The organism is Nocardia sp. NPDC088792, from assembly GCF_044750615.1.
GTDB lineage: Bacteria > Actinomycetota > Actinomycetes > Mycobacteriales > Mycobacteriaceae > Nocardia.
The window spans coordinates 708,762-729,893 of the sequence record NZ_JBIVKC010000003.1; the positions used below are offsets into that span (position 1 = coordinate 708,762).

20 protein-coding genes are annotated in these 21,132 nt (G+C 66.5%); 16 read left to right on the forward strand and 4 right to left on the reverse strand.

From position 1 onward, the window contains the following. The first annotated feature begins 57 nt into the window (after nucleotides 1–57). Genes ACIP5Y_RS20935 through ACIP5Y_RS20995 form a run of 13 tightly spaced genes read left to right on the forward strand, consistent with a single transcriptional unit; the run spans nucleotide 58 to nucleotide 15,627 of the window. Nucleotides 58–612 carry a NuoB/complex I 20 kDa subunit family protein gene (locus ACIP5Y_RS20935; protein WP_397009809.1) on the forward strand — a complete coding sequence of 185 codons (555 nt, stop codon included), beginning with the start codon at nucleotides 58–60 and terminating at the stop codon, nucleotides 610–612. Continuing rightward, a complete protein-coding gene (locus ACIP5Y_RS20940; protein ID WP_400351915.1) occupies nucleotides 609–1,364 on the forward strand; it encodes an NADH-quinone oxidoreductase subunit C in 756 nt (251 codons plus the stop codon). Before ACIP5Y_RS20935 ends, ACIP5Y_RS20940 begins: the two co-directional genes overlap by 4 nt. Further along, on the forward strand, nucleotides 1,364–2,695 hold the full coding sequence (gene nuoD, locus ACIP5Y_RS20945; protein WP_400351916.1) for an NADH dehydrogenase (quinone) subunit D: 1,332 nt from the start codon (nucleotides 1,364–1,366) through the stop codon (nucleotides 2,693–2,695). Before ACIP5Y_RS20940 ends, nuoD begins: the two co-directional genes overlap by 1 nt. Next, nucleotides 2,692–3,387, forward strand: coding sequence for an NADH-quinone oxidoreductase subunit NuoE (gene nuoE, locus ACIP5Y_RS20950; RefSeq protein ID WP_400351917.1), 696 nt, complete (start codon nucleotides 2,692–2,694; stop codon nucleotides 3,385–3,387). The genes nuoD and nuoE overlap by 4 nt, the downstream gene beginning before the upstream one ends. After that, nucleotides 3,384–4,703, forward strand: a complete 1,320-nt coding sequence (gene nuoF / locus ACIP5Y_RS20955; RefSeq protein ID WP_400351918.1) for an NADH-quinone oxidoreductase subunit NuoF — start codon at nucleotides 3,384–3,386, stop codon at nucleotides 4,701–4,703. Before nuoE ends, nuoF begins: the two co-directional genes overlap by 4 nt. Beyond that, on the forward strand, nucleotides 4,700–7,168 hold the full coding sequence (locus ACIP5Y_RS20960; RefSeq protein WP_400351919.1) for an NADH-quinone oxidoreductase subunit G: 2,469 nt from the start codon (nucleotides 4,700–4,702) through the stop codon (nucleotides 7,166–7,168). The genes nuoF and ACIP5Y_RS20960 overlap by 4 nt, the downstream gene beginning before the upstream one ends. An 11-nt stretch (nucleotides 7,169–7,179) precedes the next feature. Continuing rightward, nucleotides 7,180–8,940 (forward strand): NADH-quinone oxidoreductase subunit NuoH, encoded by a 1,761-nt coding sequence (gene nuoH, locus ACIP5Y_RS20965; protein WP_400353833.1) that lies wholly within the window; start codon nucleotides 7,180–7,182, stop codon nucleotides 8,938–8,940. After that, the gene (locus tag ACIP5Y_RS20970) at nucleotides 8,937–9,830 is read left to right on the forward strand and encodes an NADH-quinone oxidoreductase subunit J (protein ID WP_400351920.1); all 894 of its coding nucleotides are present in this window, start codon (nucleotides 8,937–8,939) and stop codon (nucleotides 9,828–9,830) included. Before nuoH ends, ACIP5Y_RS20970 begins: the two co-directional genes overlap by 4 nt. Continuing rightward, on the forward strand, nucleotides 9,827–10,126 hold the full coding sequence (nuoK, locus tag ACIP5Y_RS20975; RefSeq protein ID WP_400351921.1) for an NADH-quinone oxidoreductase subunit NuoK: 300 nt from the start codon (nucleotides 9,827–9,829) through the stop codon (nucleotides 10,124–10,126). The genes ACIP5Y_RS20970 and nuoK overlap by 4 nt, the downstream gene beginning before the upstream one ends. 19 nt (nucleotides 10,127–10,145) lie before the next feature. After that, the gene (gene nuoL, locus ACIP5Y_RS20980; protein WP_400353835.1) at nucleotides 10,146–12,017 is read left to right on the forward strand and encodes an NADH-quinone oxidoreductase subunit L; all 1,872 of its coding nucleotides are present in this window, start codon (nucleotides 10,146–10,148) and stop codon (nucleotides 12,015–12,017) included. Further along, nucleotides 12,014–13,630, forward strand: coding sequence for an NADH-quinone oxidoreductase subunit M (locus ACIP5Y_RS20985; RefSeq protein ID WP_400351922.1), 1,617 nt, complete (start codon nucleotides 12,014–12,016; stop codon nucleotides 13,628–13,630). Before nuoL ends, ACIP5Y_RS20985 begins: the two co-directional genes overlap by 4 nt. 14 nt (nucleotides 13,631–13,644) lie before the next feature. Then, complete coding sequence (nuoN, locus tag ACIP5Y_RS20990) at nucleotides 13,645–15,264, forward strand: NADH-quinone oxidoreductase subunit NuoN (RefSeq protein WP_400353837.1); 1,620 nt, start codon at nucleotides 13,645–13,647, stop codon at nucleotides 15,262–15,264. 45 nt (nucleotides 15,265–15,309) lie between these two features. Further along, entirely contained in the window at nucleotides 15,310–15,627 is a 318-nt protein-coding gene (locus ACIP5Y_RS20995; protein WP_400351923.1) for a hypothetical protein, read from the forward strand. 10 nt (nucleotides 15,628–15,637) lie between these two features. Here ACIP5Y_RS20995 and ACIP5Y_RS21000 read toward each other — a convergent pair whose 3' ends face one another. Continuing rightward, on the reverse strand, nucleotides 15,638–16,105 hold the full coding sequence (locus tag ACIP5Y_RS21000) for a YybH family protein (protein ID WP_400351924.1): 468 nt from the start codon (nucleotides 16,103–16,105) through the stop codon (nucleotides 15,638–15,640). A 129-nt stretch (nucleotides 16,106–16,234) separates the two neighbouring features. Here ACIP5Y_RS21000 and sigJ point away from each other — a divergent pair, with 129 nt between their 5' ends. Then, the gene (gene sigJ / locus ACIP5Y_RS21005) at nucleotides 16,235–17,125 is read left to right on the forward strand and encodes an RNA polymerase sigma factor SigJ (protein WP_400351925.1); all 891 of its coding nucleotides are present in this window, start codon (nucleotides 16,235–16,237) and stop codon (nucleotides 17,123–17,125) included. On the opposite strand, the gene ACIP5Y_RS21010 is transcribed toward sigJ, so the two are convergent. The 3 genes from ACIP5Y_RS21010 to ACIP5Y_RS21020 form a co-directional block, all read right to left on the reverse strand. After that, complete coding sequence (locus ACIP5Y_RS21010; RefSeq protein ID WP_400351926.1) at nucleotides 17,126–18,298, reverse strand: serine hydrolase domain-containing protein; 1,173 nt, start codon at nucleotides 18,296–18,298, stop codon at nucleotides 17,126–17,128. A gap of 122 nt (nucleotides 18,299–18,420) precedes the next feature. Continuing rightward, the gene (locus tag ACIP5Y_RS21015; RefSeq protein WP_400351927.1) at nucleotides 18,421–18,921 is read right to left on the reverse strand and encodes a GtrA family protein; all 501 of its coding nucleotides are present in this window, start codon (nucleotides 18,919–18,921) and stop codon (nucleotides 18,421–18,423) included. An 89-nt stretch (nucleotides 18,922–19,010) separates the two neighbouring features. After that, nucleotides 19,011–19,208, reverse strand: a complete 198-nt coding sequence (locus ACIP5Y_RS21020) for a hypothetical protein (protein WP_400351928.1) — start codon at nucleotides 19,206–19,208, stop codon at nucleotides 19,011–19,013. A gap of 153 nt (nucleotides 19,209–19,361) precedes the next feature. On the opposite strand from ACIP5Y_RS21020, the gene ACIP5Y_RS21025 reads away from it, so the two are divergent. Both ACIP5Y_RS21025 and ACIP5Y_RS21030 read left to right on the forward strand, forming a co-directional pair. Further along, nucleotides 19,362–20,267 (forward strand): helix-turn-helix domain-containing protein, encoded by a 906-nt coding sequence (locus ACIP5Y_RS21025; protein ID WP_400351929.1) that lies wholly within the window; start codon nucleotides 19,362–19,364, stop codon nucleotides 20,265–20,267. A 27-nt stretch (nucleotides 20,268–20,294) separates the two neighbouring features. Further along, nucleotides 20,295–21,125: an SAM-dependent methyltransferase gene (locus tag ACIP5Y_RS21030; protein ID WP_400351930.1), complete on the forward strand. Its 831-nt coding sequence runs from the start codon at nucleotides 20,295–20,297 to the stop codon at nucleotides 21,123–21,125. Nucleotides 21,126–21,132: the final 7 nt, after the last annotated feature.

Genomic DNA, 21,132 nt, shown 5'->3' on the forward strand with positions numbered 1-21,132 from the left:
TTCGACCAAGACGCCTCGCACCAGCGGGGTCGTCCGATCCGGGAGATGTAGTCCGACATGGGTCTCGAAGAAAAACTGCCCAGCGGGTTCCTGCTGAGCACCGTGGAAGATTTGGCCGGCTATCTGCGTAAGAGTTCGCTCTGGCCGGCGACGTTCGGCCTGGCATGCTGCGCGATCGAGATGATGGCCACCGGAGGCGGGCGATTCGACATCGCCCGCTTCGGCATGGAGGCGTTCCGCGCCTCCCCGCGCCAGGCCGATCTGATGATCGTGGCGGGCCGGGTGAGCCAGAAGATGGCCCCCGTGCTGCGCCAGGTCTACGACCAGATGACCGAACCCAAATGGGTGCTGGCCATGGGTGTCTGCGCATCCTCGGGCGGCATGTTCAACAACTACGCCATCGTGCAGGGCGTCGACCACATCGTGCCGGTCGACATCTACCTGCCCGGCTGCCCACCGCGGCCGGAGATGCTGTTGAACGCGATCCTGAAGCTGCACGAGAAGATTCAGGAGATGCCGCTCGGCGTCAATCGCGAGGAAGCCGTGCGTGCCGCCGAGGCCGCCGCGCTCGCCAGCCCCACCACCATCCAGATGAAGGGGCTGCTGCGATGACCTTCGATTCCCCCGCCGGCACGGAGAGCCCACCGGAGGCCGCCGCCGTGGAACCACCGAACGACGAAACCGCCGCCGAGACAACCGAATCCGCTGCGGCGGAGGAGGTCATCGGCGTCCGTCAGGGCATGTTCGGCGTCTCCGGCACCGGCGACACCTCCGGCTACGGACGCCTGGTGCGCACCATCAGCCTGCCCGGCAGCACGCCCGCGCCCTACGGCGGCTACTTCGACGAGATCGTCGCCAATCTCCGGCTGGCCCTCGGCGAAACGTTCCACCAGGCGCTGGAGAAGATCATCGTCTTCCGCGGTGAGCTCACCCTGCACGTGCACCGGGAGCACCTGGTGCTGGTGGCGAAGACCTTGCGCGACAACGAGGCCCTGCGCTTCGAACTGTGCCTGGGTGTCAGCGGCGCGCACTACCTGGACGACAAGGACCGGGAACTGCACGCGATCTACCCGCTGAACTCCATCACCCACAATCGCCGGGTGCGGCTGGAAGTCTCCGCACCGGACAGTGATCCGCACATCCCCTCGCTCTACTCCGTCTACCCGACGACGGACTGGCACGAGCGGGAGACCTACGACTTCTTCGGCATCCTGTTCGACGGTCACCCCTCGCTGACCCGCATCGCCATGCCGGACGACTGGCGCGGGCATCCGCAGCGCAAGGACTACCCGCTCGGCGGAATCCCGGTCGAGTACAAGGGCGCGCGCATCCCGCCACCGGACGAGCGGAGGACTTACAGCTAATGAACGACATCGATACGAAGTCCCATCCGGAGATCGACCCGCGACCGGAACGCACCGTCACCCTGGTCGGCAACGACTGGGACGAGATCTCCGCCGCCCTCGACGGGGCCGCCGAGGAACGCATCGTCGTGAACATGGGCCCGCAGCACCCCTCCACCCACGGGGTGCTGCGGCTCATTCTCGAAATCGAGGGCGAGACCGTCACCGAGGCCCGCTGCGGCATCGGCTACCTGCACACCGGGATCGAGAAGAATCTCGAGTACCGGAACTGGATGCAGGGCGTCACCTTCGTGACCCGCATGGACTACCTGTCACCGTTCTTCAACGAGACGGCGTACTGCCTCGCGGTAGAGAAGCTGCTCGACATCACCGACGACGTGCCCGAACGCGCCAGCGTCATTCGCGTCCTGCTCATGGAACTCAACCGCATCTCCTCGCACCTGGTGGCCCTCGCCACCGGCGGTATGGAGCTGGGCGCGCTCACCCCGATGCTGTTCGGCTTCCGCGAACGCGAGCTGATTCTCGACGTGTTCGAGAACATCACCGGCCTGCGCATGAACCACGCGTTCATCCGCCCCGGCGGCCTCGCCCAGGATCTCGCTCACGACAGCGTGGAGAAGGTCCGGGAATTGTTGCAGCTCATGCCGAAACGGCTGCGGGACATGGAGTTGCTCCTCAACGAGAACCCCATCTGGAAGGCCCGCACCCGCAATGTCGGCTACCTGGACCTGACCGGTTGCATGGCGCTGGGCATCACCGGTCCGGTGCTGCGCTCCACCGGCCTGCCGCACGACCTGCGCAAGTCCCAGCCGTACTGCGGTTATGAGAACTACGAATTCGATGTCCAGGTCGACACCGGCTGCGACTGCTACGGGCGCTACCTGATTCGCGTGAACGAGATGAAGGAATCGCTCAAGATCGTCGAGCAATGCCTGGACAAGCTGCGACCGGGCCCGGTCATGGTGGAGGACAAGAAGATTGCATGGCCTGCGGACTTGCAGCTCGGGCCGGACGGTCTCGGTAACTCCCCCGAGCACATCTCCAAGATCATGGGCACCTCCATGGAATCCCTCATCCACCACTTCAAACTGGTGACCGAGGGCCTGCGGGTCCCGCCAGGCCAGGTGTACGTGGCGGTGGAATCCCCGCGCGGCGAACTGGGCGTGCACATGGTCAGTGACGGCGGCACCCGGCCCTACCGGGTCCACTATCGCGACCCCTCGTTCACGAATCTGCAAGCGGTGGCGGCAATGTGCGAGGGCGGCATGGTCGCCGACGTGATCGCGGCCGTGGCCAGTATCGACCCGGTGATGGGCGGTGTGGACCGATGACGGAGATCCTGCTGAACCTGACCGCGCGGCCGATCCCGTACCCGCAAGAGGTGTACGACCGGCTCTCGCTGGAGGCCAAGGAGATCATCGAGCGCTACCCGCACTCGCGTTCGGCACTGCTTCCCCTTCTGCATCTCGTGCAATCCGTGGAGAGCTATGTCTCCGGCACCGGTATCGAATTCTGTGCCGAGCAGCTGGGATTGACCGATGCCGAGGTCACCGCGGTGGCGACCTTCTACTCCATGTACCGGCGCAACCGCACCGGCGACTTTCACGTCGGCGTGTGCACGAACACTCTGTGTGCCGTTATGGGCGGAGATCAGATCTTCGCGGAGATGAAGCAGCACTTGGGCATCAAACACGGCGAGACCACCGCGGACGGCGCGGTCACCCTGGAGCACATCGAGTGCAATGCGGCCTGCGATTTCGCGCCCGTGGTGATGGTGAACTGGGAGTTCTTCGACAACCAGACCCCGGAATCGGCCAAGGCGATGGTGGATTCGCTGCGGCGCGGTGAACAGGTGACCGGATCGCGCAGCGGGCTGCCGCTGTGCAGCTTCCGCGAGACCGCGCGCATTCTCGCCGGATTCGAGGACCAGCGGCCGGGCGCGACGGACGGCGAGGCCGGGCCGGCGACGCTGGCGGGTCTGGAAGTGGCCGAACAGCATTCGACCGACGGAGGGACCAAGTGACCACTGCCCTCACGCCCGTCCTCAGCAAGCACTGGGCCGAACCGGAAGGCTGGACGCTGTCGGCGTACCGGCGGCAGGGCGGATATCGCGCCCTGCCCAAGGCCCTGCGGATGCAGCCGGACGAAGTCATCACGACCGTCAAGGACTCCGGGCTGCGCGGTCGCGGCGGCGCGGGCTTCCCGACCGGCATGAAATGGGGCTTCATCCCGCAGGGCCCGGGGCCCGACGGCACCACCAAGCCGCACTACCTGGTGGTCAATGCCGACGAGTCGGAACCGGGTACCTGCAAGGACATTCCGCTCATGTTGGCCAGCCCGCACACCCTCATCGAGGGTGTCATCATCGCCGCGTACGCCATTCGCGCCTCGCACGCGTTCATCTACGTGCGCGGCGAGGTCCTGCCGGTGCTGCGCCGATTGCAGGCCGCGGTCCAGCAGGCGTATGCCGCAGGCTATATCGGCCGCAATATCCAGGGCTCGGGCTTCGACCTCGAGGTCGTGGTGCACGCCGGCGCGGGCGCCTACATCTGCGGTGAGGAGACCGCGCTGCTGGATTCCCTGGAAGGCCGCCGCGGTCAGCCGCGACTGCGTCCGCCGTTCCCGGCCGTCGCGGGTCTCTACGCCTGCCCGACCGTGGTCAACAATGTGGAATCCATTGCGTCCGTGCCGTCCATCATCGCCAATGGCGTGGACTGGTTCCGGTCGTTCGGCAGCGAGAAGTCCCCCGGCTTCACCCTCTACTCGCTCTCCGGTCACGTGACGCGGCCCGGCCAGTACGAAGCGCCCCTCGGAATCACCTTGCGGGACTTGCTGACATACGCCGGCGGCGTCCGCAAGGGTCACGCCCTGAAGTTCTGGACCCCGGGCGGCTCGTCCACCCCGATATTCACCGACGAGCACCTCGATGTCCCGCTCGACTACGAGGGCGTGTCCGCCGCGGGTTCCATGCTCGGCACCAAGGCGCTGCAGATCTTCGACGACACCACCTGTGTCGTACGAGCCGTCCTGCGCTGGACCGAGTTCTACGCCCACGAATCCTGCGGCAAGTGCACCCCCTGTCGCGAGGGCACCTACTGGCTGGTCCAGCTGCTGGAACGCCTCGAAAAGGGCACCGGCCACGAGACCGACCTGGACAAGCTCCTGGACATCGCCGACAACATCAACGGCAAGTCCTTCTGCGCCCTCGGCGACGGCGCGGCGAGCCCGATCTTCTCCTCCCTGAAGTACTTCCGCGACGAGTACGCCGAGCACATCCGCCTCGGCGCCTGCCCGTTCGACCCGGCCAGGTCAACCGTCTGGGCTGAAGGAGCGCGATGACACAGACAGTGAAGCCCGATACCGGCGGCGGCACGGTGCCCGTCGATATGGTGAACGTAATCATCGACGGCGCAACGGTTTCCGTGCCCGTGGGGACGCTGGTGATCCGGGCCGCCGAACTCGTCGGTATCCAGATCCCGCGGTTCTGCGATCACCCGCTGCTGGACCCGGTCGGCGCCTGCCGGCAGTGCCTGGTGGATATCGAGGGGCAGCGCAAGCCCGTCGCCTCCTGCACTCAGACGGTCAGTGAAGGCATGGTGATCCACACCCAGCTGTCCTCCCCCGTCGCCGCCAAGGCGCAGGAGGGAGTGATGGAGCTGCTGCTGATCAATCACCCCCTGGACTGCCCGGTATGCGACAAGGGCGGGGAATGCCCGCTGCAGAACCAGGCCATGTCCACCGGGCGCGCCGAATCCCGCTTCGACGGGGAGAAGCGCACCTACCCGAAGCCGATTCCGTTGTCCTCGGCGATTCTGCTGGACCGGGAACGCTGCGTGCTCTGTGCCCGCTGCACCCGATTCTCCCAGCAGGTGGCTGGTGACCCGTTCATCGAGCTGATGGATCGTGGTGCGCTGCAACAGGTCGGCATCGCCGCCGGGGAGCCCATGGACTCCTACTTCTCCGGCAATACGGTGCAGATCTGCCCGGTGGGTGCGCTCACGGGCAGCACCTACCGCTTCCGGGCGCGGCCCTTCGACCTCGTATCCAGCCCCGCGGTGTGTGAGCACTGTGCCTCCGGCTGCGCACAGCGCACCGATCACCGGCGCGGAAAGGTCATGCGCCGCTTGGCCGGTGACGACCCGCAGGTGAACGAGGAATGGAACTGCGACAAGGGCCGCTTCGCCTTCGCCTACGCCACCGAACGCGACCGGCTCACCACCCCGCTGGTGCGCAATTGGCAGGACGGCACCTTGCAGCCCGCCTCCTGGTCCGAGGCGATCCTCGTCGCGGCCCGCGGGCTGGCTTCCGCGCGCGGTAATGCCGGCGTGCTGGTCGGTGGCCGCGTGACCATGGAGGATGCGTACGCGTACGCCAAGTTCGCGCGAGTCGCGTTGAACACCAACGACATCGACTTCCGCGCCCGCGCGCACTCGGCGGAGGAGGCGGACTTCCTCGCCGCCCGCATCGCGGGCCGCGGCGTCACCGTCGATTACGCGGCACTGGAGCAGGCGCCCTTCGTGCTCCTCGTCGGCTTCGAGGCCGAGGAGGAGTCGCCGATGGTGTACTTGCGGCTGCGCAAGGCGGCCCGCAAGAACGGCACCGCGATCTACTCCATGGCGCCGTTCCCGTCGCGTGGCCTGGAACGTATGTCGGGCACCCTGATCCCGGCGGCGCCGGGTGCGGAACCGCATCTGCTCGAAGCCATCCGGACCGGTGAAAGCGACTCCCTCGCAGTGGATTCCGGGTGGATGCGGCAGATCGCCGCGCTGCTGCGGGAACCCGGCGCGCTGATTCTGGCCGGTGAACGCCTCGGCGATATTCCGGGTGGACTGTCGGCCGTCGCACGGCTCTCCGACGACACCGGGGCCGCGCTGGCGTGGATTCCGCGTCGCGCCGGCGAACGCGGGGCATTGGAGGCGGGCGCGCTGCCCGTGCTGCTGCCCGGCGGCCGGCCGGTCGCGGATATGAATGCGCGCCAGCAGGTCCGGACCGCGTGGAACTCCGGCGAACTGCCCGGCGAGCCCGGCCGCGATACCAATGCCATCCTCGCCGCGGCGCCCAGCCTGGGCGCCATCCTGGTGGGCGGTGTCGAGGTCGGCGATATGCCCGACCCGCATGCGGCGCTGGCGGCGATCGACGCCGCCGGGTTCGTGGTCTCACTCGAATTGCGGCACAGCGACATCAGCGAGCGCGCCGATGTGGTGTTCCCCGTCGCCTCCGCCATGGAGAAGACGGGCACCTTCCTCACCTGGGAAGGCCGTCACCGCCAGTTCGACGCCGCCCTGCGCGACGCCACCGTGCGCCGGGAGGCCGCGCCACTGCCCGAGTACCGGGTGCTCGACGCCATCGCACAGGAGATGGGCATCCGCCTCGGCCTGCCCGACGCGGCCAGTGCCCGAGCCGAATTGGCCGATCTCGGCGCCTGGGACGGCCCGGCCGCCACCACACCCGTGCACCGGCCGCATCCGATCGCGCAGCCCGCCTCGGGAGCGGCGGTGCTGTCGGCGTGGCGCATGCTCATCGACCGCGGCAAGCTGCAGGACGGCGAACCCAACTTGGCGGGTACCGCCCGCACGCCCGTGGTCCGTCTCTCCCCGGTCACCGCCGCCGAAATCGGCGCCACCACAGGAGATCCGGTGACGGTCGGCACCGACCACGGCCACATCACCTTGCCCTTGGTCATTACCGAGATGCCGGACCGCGTGGTGTGGCTGCCGATGAATTCTCCCGGCTCGGACGTGCTGGTGCAGCTCGGCACCACACCCGGCCACCTCGTACGTATCCGACGAGAGGACCACCTGTGAGCGATCTCAGTATGTTCGGCCACGATCCGTGGTGGCTGGTCCTCGTGAAATCGGTCGCGATCTTCATCTTCCTGCTGCTCATCCCGATGCTGGCGGTGTACGCGGAACGAAAGGTCGTGGCGTTCATGCAGATGCGCGTCGGGCCCAACCGGGTCGGGCCGCGCGGTTCGCTGCAGTCCATTGCCGACGGCGTGAAGATGCTCCTCAAGGAGGACATCATCCCGGCCATCGTGGACAAGCCGATCTTCATTCTGGCGCCGGTGATCTCGCTGATTCCGGCGGTCATGGCCTTCGCGGTGATCCCGTTCGGGCCGACGGTGTCCATGTTCGGGCACCGCACGCCGCTGCAGCTCACCGATATGCCGGTCGGGGTGCTCTACATCCTGGCCATGGCCTCGGTCGGCGTGTACGGCATCGTGCTCGCGGGCTGGGCGTCGGGATCCACCTATCCGCTGCTGGGCGGACTGCGGTCCACCGCGCAGGTCATCTCCTACGAGATCGCCATGGCGCTGTGCTTCGCGGCGGTGTTCCTGCTGTCGGGCACCATGTCCACCTCCGGAATCGTGAAGGCGCAGTACGGAACCTGGTACGTCTTCTTGCTGCTGCCGTCGTTCCTGATCTACGCGGTGTCCATGGTCGGTGAGACCAACCGGGCGCCCTTCGACCTCCCCGAGGCCGAAGGTGAGCTGGTCGGCGGCTTCCACACCGAGTACTCGTCGCTGAAGTTCGCCATGTTCATGATGGCCGAGTACATCAATATGGGAACGGTTTCCGCGCTCGCCACCACGCTGTTCTTCGGTGGCTGGCACGCACCGTTCCCGATCAGCCTGTGGGCGGGCGCCAACTCTGGCTGGTGGCCCGTGCTGTGGTTCGTCGCCAAGGTGTGCACGTTCCTGTTCGTGTTCATCTGGCTGCGCGGCACGCTGCCCCGCCTGCGCTACGACCAGTTCATGAACCTCGGCTGGAAGCTGCTGATTCCGGTGTCGCTGGCGTGGGTCATGTTCGTGGCGACGCTGCGGGTGCTGCAGAACAACGGGATTCACATCCAGACCGCCGGCATGGTGATCGGCGGGCTGCTCGTCTCGGCGCTGCTGCTGGGCGTGGTGTTGCGGGCCGGGCACGCCGGTGACGACCGCACCAAGGCCGCACCGGACGCGGACGCGACCCGGATGTACTCGGAGTTCCCGGTGCCGCCCATGCCGGCCGAACCGGCGGCGGCCGGGCCGAAACCCGGCCTGATGGAACCGCTCGGCGGCTTCTTCGTCACCGCCTCGACCATGTTCAAGAAGCCGAACACCGAGATGTACCCCGAGGTCAAGACGCCGACCGCGCCGCGCTATCACGGCCGGCACCAGCTCAACCGGCATCCGGACGGCCTCGAGAAGTGCATCGGCTGCGAGCTGTGCGCGTGGGCCTGCCCGGCCGACGCCATCTATGTCGAAGGCGCGGACAACACCGAGAACGAACGCTTCTCTCCCGGTGAGCGTTACGGGCGGGTCTACCAGATCAACTACCTGCGCTGCATCGGCTGCGGCCTGTGCATCGAGGCCTGCCCCACCCGGGCGCTCACCATGACCAACGAGTACGAGCTGGCCGACGACAACCGGGCCGACCTCATCTACGAGAAGCAGAATCTCCTCGCACCGATGGAGCCCGGCATGATCGCCCCGCCGCACGCCATGCACCCCGGCACCGACGAGGGCAGCTACTACCGCGGTGAGGTTCCCGGAGCGCCGAGCGAACTGGCCGGAACCGAAGGGGCGAAGCGATGATCGGCTACCTGGCGCAGGGCGCGCACGATGTGGTCGTCACACACACCTCCACCGGTGAGGCCGTGCAGTTCTGGATTCTCGCGGTGGTGGCGGTGCTGGGCGCACTCGGCATGGTGTGCGCCCGCAAGGCCGTGCACTCGGCGCTGTGCCTGGCGGCCACCATGATCACGTTGTCCGCGTTCTACATTGCGCAGAGCGCGTTGTTTCTGGGCATCGTGCAGATCGTCGTCTACACCGGCGCGGTCATGATGTTGTTCCTGTTCGTGCTCATGCTCGTCGGCGTGGACTCCACGGAATCGCTGAAGGAGACGCTGCGCGGGCACCGGCTGTCGGTGGTGTTCGTCGGACTCGGGTTCGGGATGCTGCTGATTTCGGGCATTGCCCGCGGTATGGGCGCCAACAGCGTCGCCGAGACCGGGCCGGGACTGGGTGGCAACGACACCATCGGCGCCCTCGCCGAACTCATCTTCATGCGCTACGTGTGGGCGTTCGAACTGACCGGTGCGCTGCTCATCACCGCCACCATCGGCGCCATGGTGCTCGCGCATCGGGAGCGGTTCGGGCCCCGCATGGATCAGCGTGAACAGTCCAAACAGCGCTTCCGCGAAGGTAAGCGGGTCACGCCGCTGCCGACGCCCGGCGTGTACGCCCGCCACAATGCCGTCGACACTCCGGCGCGGCTGCCCGACGGCTCCTTCGAGGAACAGTCGGTCAGCACCATCCTGCGGCACCGCCGCGATCGCGCCCACACCGAGGCCGTGGTGCTCACCGTCGGCGGCGCCGCTCCGGCGAATGGCAACGGCCACAACGGTAATGGTCACAACGGCAACGGTCACAACGGCAATGGCGAGCGCAACGGCAACGACTCCCCCGAGGAAGGCCAGCGGTGAATCCGGACAACTATCTGTATCTCTCGGCTCTGCTCTTCACGATCGGCGCCGCCGGAGTGCTGGTGCGCCGCAATGCGATCATCGTCTTCATGTGCATCGAGCTCATGCTCAATGCGGTGAATCTCGCCTTCGTCACCTTCGCCCGGCTGCACGGGAATCTCGACGGGCAAGTGTTCGCGTTCTTCACCATGGTGGTCGCCGCCGCCGAAGTCGTTGTCGGACTGGCGATCATCATGACCATCTTCCGCGCCCGTCGCTCGACCTCGGTCGACGACGCCAACCTGCTCCGGTACTGACATGAGTACCGCACAGATGATGCTCTGGCTGCTGCCGGCGCTGCCCCTCGGCGGCGCCGCCTTCCTGCTGCTGGTCGGCAAGTTCAGCGACAAGTGGGGTCACCTGCTCGGCTGCGCCATGGCGCTGGCCTCCTTCGGGGTCGCGGCCTGGGCGTTCTCCGACATGCTGGACCGGTCGAATGCGCAACGGGCCGTGCACTATTCGCTGTTCGAATGGGTGCCGGTCGCGGGATTCAAGGCGGACTTCGCCTTCCAGCTCGATCAGCTGTCGATGTGCTTCGCGCTGCTGATCACCGGTGTCGGATCACTGATCCACATCTACTCGGTCGGCTATATGGCCCACGATCCGGGACGGCGGCGATTCTTCGCCTACCTCAACCTGTTCCTGGCCGCCATGCTGGTGCTGGTGCTCGCCGACAACTACCTGATGCTCTACCTCGGGTGGGAAGGTGTCGGCCTGGCCTCCTATCTGCTCATCGGGTTCTGGCACGAAAAGCCCACCGCGGCAGCGGCCGCCAAGAAGGCGTTCGTGGTCAACCGGGTCGGTGACATGGGGCTCGCCATCGCATTGATGGTCATGTTCGCCACCTTCGGCAGCGTGGACTACCGGACCGTGTTCGGGGCGGTCGGGCATGCGGGCGGCGGGACCGTCACCATCATCGGGTTGCTGCTGCTGATCGGCGCGTGCGGTAAGTCCGCGCAGGTACCGCTGCAGTCCTGGCTCGGGGACGCCATGGAGGGTCCGACCCCGGTGTCGGCGCTCATCCACGCGGCCACCATGGTGACCGCCGGCGTGTACCTGATCGCGCGGTCCAACCCCATCTTCGATCTCTCCCCCGGCGCGCGAGCGGCCGTCATGGCGGTCGGTGCGATCACGCTGCTCTTCGGTGCGATCGTCGGTTGCGCCAAGGACGACATCAAGAAGGCGCTCGCCGCCTCCACCATGAGCCAGATCGGATACATGGTGCTGGCAGCGGGTCTCGGGCCGATCGGGTACGCGGCGGCCATCATGCATCTGCTCACCCACGGATTCTTCAAGGCCGGACTGTTCCTCGGGGCGGGCTCGGTCATGCATGCCATGAACGACGAGACAGATATGCGCCGCTACGGCGGGCTGCGGAAACTGCTGCCCATCACCTACGTGACCTTCGGGCTGGGATACCTTGCGATCCTCGGGGTTCCGCCGTTCGCGGGCTTCTTCTCCAAGGACCGCATCATCGAGGCCGCCTTCGCGCACGGTGGATTCGGCGGCATCGTCACCGGATTGGTGGCGCTGGCCGGTGCCGGCATCACCGCCTTCTACATGACCCGCGTCATGATCTTCACCTTCTTCGGCGAACCGCGCTGGAAGGAAGACACCCATCCGCACGAGGCTCCGGCCTCCATGACCGGGCCGATGGTCCTGCTCGCCTTCGGATCCGTCGCCTCCGGCTTCCTGCTCTGGTACGGGTCCGCGCTGCAGAACTGGCTGGCGCCGGTCGTCGGGATCGAGCACGCGGAACCGATCATCCCGACCTGGGCGATCACCTTCTTCGCCCTCGCCGTGGTCGCCGCGGGTATCTGGGTGGCCTACGACCAATACGCCTCGAAGCCCATCCCCGAAACCGCGCCCGCGGGAACACCGCTCACCGAGGCCGCACGCCGCGACCTCTACGGCGACGCCTTCAACGAGGCCGCGTTCATGCGTCCCGGGCAGCACCTGACCCGCTCGCTGGTCTTCGTCGACACCCGCGGAATCGACGGGCTGGTCAACTCGACGGCCGCGATCATCGGCGGCCTGTCCGCTCGGATCCGCCGCGTGCAAACCGGATTCGTGCGCTCCTACGCCCTGTCCATGTTCACCGGCGCGGCCCTGGTGGTCGCCGCCCTGCTGGCGGTGAGGTTGTTTTGAGTGACTTTCCTTGGCTGACAACGCTGTGGGTGACGCCGCTGGTCGGGGCCGCGCTGGTACTGCTGTTCCCCGCCAAATGGCGGACCGGGGCACGCTCGTTCGCGCTGCTGGTCTCGCTGGGCACGCTCGGGGTCGGGATCTATCTGGCGACCCGGTTCGTGCCCGGCGGGGATCAGTATCAGTTCGTCGAAAACCATGAATGGATACCGGCATTCGGGGCGGGCTACACGCTCGGGCTCGACGGTATCGCGCTGGTGCTGGTACTGCTCACCGCGGGACTGGTGCCGCTGCTGATTCTGGCCGGCTGGCAGGACGATCGCGAAGTCGGGACCGGGCGGCGGGTATCGCACACCTATATGGCGCTGACCTTGATGGTCGAGGCCATGGTGCTGATCTCGTTCACCTCCTTGGACATTCTGCTGTTCTACGTGTTCTTCGAGGTCATGCTCATTCCGATGTACTTCCTCATCGGCGGGTTCGGACCGCGGACCGGGGACGTGACCATCCGGCAGCAGCGGTCGCGGGCGGCCGTGAAGTTCCTGCTGTACAACCTGTTCGGCGGGCTCATCATGCTGGCTGCCGTCATCGGGCTGTACGTGCTCACCGCACGACAGAAGCTCGGCACGGACGGCGGCGGGACCTTCGACTTCCGCACCGTCATGGAGGCCGCCAACTCCGGGCACCTCGGGGCGGGGCCGGGGGTGCTGAACGCGCTGTTCCTCGGGTTCATGTTCGCGTTCGCGGTGAAGGCGCCGCTGTGGCCGTTGCATACCTGGCTGCCCGATGCCGCGGTCGCCGCGACACCGGCGAGTGGCGTGCTCATGATGGCGGTGGTCGACAAGGTCGGGACCTTCGGCATGCTGCGGTACTGCCTGCTGCTGTTCCCGCACGCCACATCGACTTACGCGCCATTGATCAGTGTGCTGGCGGTCATCGGGATCATCTACGGAGCGTTGCTGGCCATCGGGCAGACCGATGTCATGCGGCTCATCGCCTACACGTCGATCTCGCACTTCGGATTCATCATTCTCGGGATTTTCGCGCTCACCACGCAGGGCGGGACCGGGGCGACGCTGTACATGGTCAACCACGGAATCTCCACGGCGGCACTGTTCCTCATCGCTGGCTTCCTGGTGTCGCGGCGCGGGACGCGGCTCATCGCCGAGTTCGGTGGAGTACAGAAGGTCGCGCCGATCCTGGCGGGCACCTTCTTCATCTCCGGTCTGGCGACGCTCTCCCTGCCGGGGCTCGCACCGTTCATCAGCGAATTCATGGTGCTGATCGGCACATTCACGCGCTACCCGGTCGCGGCCATCTTCGCGGCCAGCGCGCTGGTGCTCGCCGCGCTGTACGTGCTGTGGATGTACCAGCGGATGATGACCGGGCCGGTCAAGAAGGGCAATGAGAAGCTCTACGACCTGCTGCCGCGCGAAATGGTCGTGGTGGTGCCGCTCATCGCCGCACTGCTGTTCCTCGGGGTATACCCGAAACCCATTCTGAACGCGGTCGATCCGGCAGTGGCGAACACCCTGACCACCATCGGACAGCACAATCCGGCGCCGGCAGTGCAGCCGGAAGCCGCCCAGCAGCCCAGCGGAGGTGCTCAGAAGTGAACGGAACACCCCTGATCCTCGCCGCGGTATCGAATGTGCGGCTCGCCGCCTCGGTGCCCGCACCGAGCATCGAATACCGCGACCTGTCGCCGATGCTCATCGTGTTCGGTGTCGCGGTGGCGGGCGTGCTCGTGGAAGCGTTCGCGCCCAGGCGAATCCGCTATCCGATGCAGTTGATACTCGGGCTCGGCGGTATGGGCGTCGCGCTCGGTGCGGTGATCGGCCTGCGCAATGTCCGTGAGACCGCGATGGTCGGGGCCGTCGCCATCGACGGGGTGAGCCTGTTCCTGCAGGGCACCATCCTCGTGGTGTCGATCCTCGGACTGCTGTTCATCGCCGAACGGCGCGCGGACCGGCAGCCGATCCTGCGCGAAGGACCCGGCACCTGGAGTGTGGCGGCCGCCCGCGGCGTCGACGCGTTCGCCCCGCAGGCCTCGGCCATGCCCGGCAGCTCCGACGAGATCGCCGCCACCCGAGCGGGAATCGCGACCACCGAGGTCTTCCCGCTCACGCTGTTCGCGGTCGCCGGGCTCATGCTCTTCCCGGCCTCCAACGACCTGCTGACCATGTTCATCGCGCTGGAAGTGCTGTCCCTGCCGCTGTACCTGCTGTGCGGGCTGGCGCGGCGCCGGCGGTTGCTCTCGCAGGAAGCGGCGCTGAAATACTTCCTGCTCGGGGCGTTTTCGTCCGCCTTCTTCCTGTACGGGATGGCCCTGCTGTACGGCTACGCCGGCACCGTCCGCCTTTCGGGCATCGCCGATGCGGTGACTCGTGATTCGAGCAAGTCGCACACCCTCGCCTTGCTGGGTGTGGCCATGCTCGCCGTGGGCCTGCTCTTCAAGATCGGCGCGGTCCCCTTCCAGTCCTGGATCCCGGACGTCTACCAGGGCGCACCCACCGCGGTGACCGCATTCATGGCCGCTGCCACCAAGATTGCCGCAGTCGGTGCCATGTTGCGCGTGCTGTACGTGGCCGCCCCCGGCCTCCGCAACGACTGGCGCCCCATCTTCGCCGCGGTAGCCATCCTCACCATGGTCATCGGCGCCATCCTCGCCATCACCCAGACCGACATGAAGCGCATGCTCGCGTATTCCTCTGTGGCCCATGCCGGTTTCATTCTCACGGCCCTGGTGGCGGCCAACACCAACGGCGTCTCCTCGGTCCTCTTCTACCTGGCCGTCTACGGCCTGGGCACCTTGGGCGCGTTCGCCGTAGTGAGTCTGGTCCGAGACGAAAACGGCGACGAAGCAACGTCTCTCCCCTCCTGGGCCGGAATGGGCCGCCACTCCCCCTGGCTCGCAACAATCTTCTCCCTCTTCCTCCTCTCCTTCGCCGGCATCCCCCTCACCAGCGGCTTCATAGCCAAATTCGCCGTCTTCGAGGCAGCCTCCTCCAGCAACTCCTCCTACCTGGTGATCATCGGCGTAATCAGCAGCGCCATAGCCGCCTTCTTCTACATCCGAGTAATCGTCCTCATGTTCTTCACCGACCCCCCAACCCCCACCCCCACAGTCGTCTCCCCCACCATGACAACAACAGTCATAGCCCTGACCGCCGCCACCACCCTGGCCCTCGGCATCTACCCCCAACCCCTCCTCGACCTCGCCAAACACGCCGCAACCTTCACCTCCTAACCCCCGGCCCGCCGCCCCCGCGGCGGGCCGCCCCATTTCCACGGTGTGTCCCCCCTCGTCTACGACGACACCGTCGACCCGCCGCAACTGCCCCCCACGATCGACCAGATCGAACGAGGCATGGTCACCACCTCCCTCAAACTCCCGAAGGAAATGCGCGACCGTCTCCGAGAGGCAGCGGCCGCCCACTGCATCACCCCCTCGATGCCCATCCGCCAATTCATCGACATGGGCCTCGCCGCTGAACAACTGGCGTCGGCGGCGGCAGCGGGAGAGCTGATATTCGGCGAATCCCTCGACGCGGATGAGGTGCTGCCTCCGGGTGAGGCACCACCTCGATCCGCACCGGATCGCCTGACCTGACTGCGGGCTGTCAGGGTTCGAGGTCTGTTGCGCCTTTGCCGGTTGGGATGTCCAGGGGGACGGAGACCTGGTCGTGGGCGATCAGCCAGGTGTTGTCGATCTTTTTGAGGCCGTAGGTTACGCGGACCCACATGCCGGGGGTTGGGGTTCCGTCGGCGAGAGTGCCGGTCAGGCGGGCGAAGGCGTGGGCGAAGGCTACGTCGGTGCCTATGGTGAAGGTCAGGTCGCGGATTTCGTAGGTGAGGGTGTCGAAGAAGGTGAAGACGTTGGTCCAGTTCTCGAGCTTCGCGGAGATGCCTACGTGCTGGAGTGGGGGCTCGATGTCGAAGGAGACGACGTCGGGGGTGTAGAGGTGTTCGAGGGCTTTCAGGTCTTTGGCGTGGAGGGCTTCCATTACCTTGTCGATGTGGTGGCGGAGCTGGGCTTCGTCCGCCTCGGCGGGGGTGGCGGGTGATTGAATGCTGTTCGGGGTGGTCATGTTCGGCTCCTCTGTGTGACGGGGTCATTAGTTCCGACGACGCAAGGGGCGGGAATGTCAGGGCGCCTCACATATCAGGGTGCTGATTCGTCGAATCGGTGAGGGACACGGGAACCGGAGGAGACGAATATGACCGACCCGCAGTTGGCCGCTGTGATCAGTGAGCGGCGGAAGTTGATCAATCTCGCGTATCGGCTGCTGGGGTCGCTGGCTGAGGCCGAAGATGTGGTGCAGGAGACTTATACGCGGTGGTACTCGCTGTCGGAGGAGCAGCGACAGGAGGTGGTGGCGCCGGGGGCTTGGCTGACCACTGTTGCCAGCCGGATCTGTCTGGATCTGCTCGGGTCGGCGCGGGCCCGGCGGGAACAGTATGTGGGCGAATGGATTCCGGAGCCGATACCTGGACGGTCCGAGTGGCTCGATGGGTCCTATGCTGCCGATCCTGCGGACCGGGTCACCCTGGATGAATCGATCAGCATAGCGTTTCTCGTTGTGCTGGATTCCATGACGCCGGCCGAGCGGGTGGCGTTCGTTCTGCACGACGTTTTCCGGTACTCCTTCGCGGAGGTTGCCGAGATCGTCGGGCGCACTCCGGCTGCCTGCCGTCAGCTCGCGTCCAGCGCCCGGCGCCGCATCCAGTCCTCGCAGGAGCCGTCGAGTGAGGAGCGTGCTGATGTGGTCCGGGATTTCAAACGGGCTTGGGAGACAAAGGATATCGAGGCGCTGATCGGGCTGCTCGATCCGCGGGCGATCGCCACTGCCGATGGCGGCGGGCTGGCGCTGGCCTTCCTCGACCCGATCAGCGGTGGCGAGCAAGTCGCCCGCGCCTGGATGGAGATCGCCGCGCGCAGCCCCGAGATCACGCTGCTGGAGCGCACGGTGAACGGCCAGCCCGGCCTGGTGGCGCAACTCGACGGCGTCATCGTCTCCGTCTACGCATTCGACGTTTCGGACGGCCGCATCACTCGAATCTGGGCGATCCGGAACCCGGAGAAACTACGGCCCTGGACAGCCGGTTAGTCAGGCGACTGCGCAGCTGATGGCGAGGATCGCGTTGGAGAAGCCGGGATTGGGGTCTTCGGTGTTGACGCTCATGGTCACCGCGGCCCCCTGCGGCGTGATGAAGGTGACGGTGCTGAAGCCGGGGATCCCGCCGGCGTGGCCCCAGACGTCCCTCGACTCTTTGCCACAGGACATTTGGAAGCGGATCAGCCCCAGCCCATAGTTCATTTCCGCCGTCATGGGCAGGGTTTGCTTCATTTGAGTGAGTTGTGCTGGAGGAAGCAGCTTTCCGGACAGTAGCGCGGTGAAGAAGTGGTTCAGGTCGGCGCCCGTGGAGATCATGGCGCCGGCGGCCCCCGCCCAGGCTGCTTCCATACCGGTCACGTCGACCCAGTTGCCGTCGACCTTGTGGTAGCCGAGCGGGTGCGGATCGCGCAGGGCGGTGTCGCCGGGCAGGGGGAAGTAGGTGTCGCGCAGCGCCAGCGGGTCGAGGATGCGGGTGCCGATCTCGGCCGCGAGCGGGTGGCCGGTGACATGTTCGATCAGCATGTCGAGGAGTACGTAATTGGTGTTGGTGTAGCGGAATTGGGCTCCCGGCTCGAATTGCGGGGGCATGGTCATCGCAATGCGGACCAGATCGGCGGGGGTGAAGTCGCGGTAAGCCTTGCCGTCCGATGTCTGATCCAGCTGCTGAGGCAGCTTCTGAGAGACGTCTTCGGGAGCGAAGTCCGGGAGCCCGCTGGTGTGCTGAAGCAGTTCGTGAACTGTGACGCGGGTGCCGTCATTGCCATTGCCCTGCACCACGCCGGGCAGGTACCGCTCGATCGGGGCGTCGAGATCGACCGCACCCTCGGCGACGAGTTGCAGCACAACCGTTGCGACGAAAGTCTTGGTAACGCTACCGATCCGGATATGCGCGCCCTCGGGGTAAGGCGCTCCGGTAGCGAGGTCACCGGCGCCCGCCGTAACAGTGTGCCGACCATCGGAACCGGTGATGACAGCCTGCGCCCCGGGTATCCCGGAGCGGACCAGAGCAGTCAGTGCGTCGGAGACCTCCGCGGGTTGCGGTGCGGTCGGATTCGGATTCGTCGTGGTCTTGCCGCAGCCGACGGTGGCCAGCAGTGTCGCGCCCAGGACGAGTGCGAGGGCCGCCCTGTGCCGGCCACGCCACCGAAATGTGCTCGCACGCATACTGTTGCCTCTCCATCACACGACCAAGATCCTTCGCATCCGACCGTAGGGAGGTAGAGCGCCCGGGCCCATCCGGTAACCCCCGGAGTTCACCCTGACCTTTCACTACACCTGGAGTCGTACTAGAAGACGAAGTTGCGCAGCGCCAGGAAGCGGAGCCCGCCGACTGCCGCCATGACCGCGATCATCGCGGTTGCCTGGACGAGATCGCCGAGGCCGGGAGCCCAGAAATCGAGCGCGGCCAGGGCGCCCGTGGTGACGACCAAGCCGATCAGGGCCAGGCCACCGGCCTCCCACTGTGCGGTGAACCAGGTGACCTGGGCGGCCGCATTGAACGTGAGCCGACGATGCAGCTCGTTCGCGATGATCGTGCTGACAATCGATCCGGCGATATTGGCGACCAGCGGATCGAGTCCGCTCAAGGCCGTGAACAGCAGCACGTAACTGATATTGCTGGCGCCGCCCACCAGCGCGAAACGGATCAGCTGGGCCAGAACATGATCACCGCGCAGGTACTCGCCTACCCGGGCAAGACCAGCCGGTCGAGCGGTGCGCAGCATCGGGAAGGCGCCGGCGCCGAAGGTGTTCTGCGGCCAGGGAGCGGCGATTGCGGTGCTGTTCATGGAACATACCGTCGCCGCTACCGCTGACACGGACCTGTCGTGGACCTGTCACGGACCTGACGCGGCAAGCTCGTCGAGGTCCCGTAGTGTCAGGACGCTTGCGGCTCGGCCTTGCTCACGACCGCGAGTTCGTGTTCGATTGCCACTGCCGCATAGTGCATCCCGGTCGCGCGCAACTGGGCGATGCGGCGGTAGACCGCGTCCAGACCGTAGTCCGAAACGACATTGGCGATCCCGATCCGCCTGCCATGGTCGACTCCGACCGATATTGCGATGGTGCTTGTCATAGTCACGGCTCTCCCACAGATTGCCCCGTGCCCCGCACCGACAGAATAGCGCAGCGCACGTGCATCGGCACGTGCGGAGGCCGAATGAGCGCGGTGTAATCGGTTGTGGCACACTCGGGTACGCGAAACAAGCGCCGACAGGGAGTCGCAGTGATGAACGATCGGACCGCCGCCGCGGTGCTCACCGACGGAGCCGGTCAGGACGAGGACCCGGCACTCCTGCGGCGAGTACTCGGCGCCCGCCTGCGACGATTGCGCGAAACGGCCGGGATCAGCGGGGACGCCGCCGGCCGGACCATCCGCGCCTCGCATTCCAAGATCAGCCGCCTGGAGGCCGGCCGGGTCGGCTTCCGCGCCAGGGACATCGACGACCTGCTGACCCTCTACGGCGTCCTCGATCCCGGCGTGCGCGCCGAGTACGCGCAACTCGCGAGCCGCGCGAACGCCATCGGCCGCTGGGAGAACGACGCGGACCTGATACCGCTCCGCCAGGACACGTACCTCGCGCTGGAGGACGCGGCAGCCATCATCCGCTGCTACGCACCGGGTTTGGTGCCCGAACTGATCCGCACCCCGTCCTACGCCCACACCGTCAGCGTCATCGCGCACCGGGAACCGGCCGCCGACATCCAGCGGCGTGTCGAATTGCTCATGCGCCGCCAGCACCTGCTCACCCGTCCGGGCGCACCCAAGGTGTGGTTCGTGATCGAGGAAGCCGCGTTGCGCCGCCCGATCGGTGGAAACGAGGTCTGGCAAACCCAATTGGAGCATCTCGCCGAGCTGGCGGTGCGACCCAATATCACCGTGCAGGTGCTGCCCGACTACGTGGGCGGGCCCGCCATCAGCAGCGTCCCCTTCACCGTGCTGCGTTTCGCCGCACCGGAACTCAGCGACCTCGTCCATCTGCACCACGCCACCGGCACGCAGTTCCTCGACAAGCGCGCCGACCTCGACCGCTACAACTCGATCTGGTCGCGGCTGTGCGTATGCGCCACCCCGCCGGAGCAGACCCTCGGGGTCATCGACGCCATCAGATCCAGCCACCCACTCGACGCCTGATCAACGACCGGAGCCAGAACAAACCTTATGCCTGACAACAGCATTGGCACGCCGCTGCCCACCGAGATCGACACCACCATCGCTCACGAGGCCCGCGTCTACGACTATTGGCTCGGCGGTAAGGAGAACTATCCGGCCGACCGGGCGCTGGGCGACATCATCGCCGGGCACATCCCCACCATCAAGACCATGGCCCGCGCCAACCGCGCCTTCCTGGGCCGCGCGGTCCGCTACCTGGTCAACGAGGCCGGGATCACCCAGTTCCTCGATATCGGCACGGGCATCCCCACCGCCGGCAACACCCACGAGGTCGCACAGCAGCTCGACCCCGCCGCGCGTATCGCCTACGTGGACAAGGACCCGATCGTGCTCGCGCACGCCCGCGCGCTCATGGACAGCACGCCGCAGGGCCGCACCCGATTCCTGCATGCCGACCTGCACGACCCGCGCTCGATCCTCGACCACCCGGCACTCGCCGAGACCCTCGATCTGTCGCAGCCGGTCGCCATCATGCTCGTCGCGATCATGATGTACTTCCACGACAACGATCATCCCGAGGAGATCATCGCGACTCTCCTCGACGCTGTCCCCGCGGGCAGCTACCTCGTAATCACCCACCCCACAGCCGATTTCGACCCCGAAGCCATGGCCGGCGTCGCCGCCTCGGCGCAGGCGTCCGGAATCGACTTCCACCCGCGCAGCAAGTCCGAAACCGCCGCGCTCTTCGAAGGCACCACCCTCGTCGACCCGGGCATCTCCCCGGTGGCCACCTGGCGCACCGACCTCACCGACCGTCCCGCCGCGGTCGAGGACGCCGACAGTGCCTGGTACTGGTCCGGAATCGGCCGCAAGGCCTGAGTTCCGT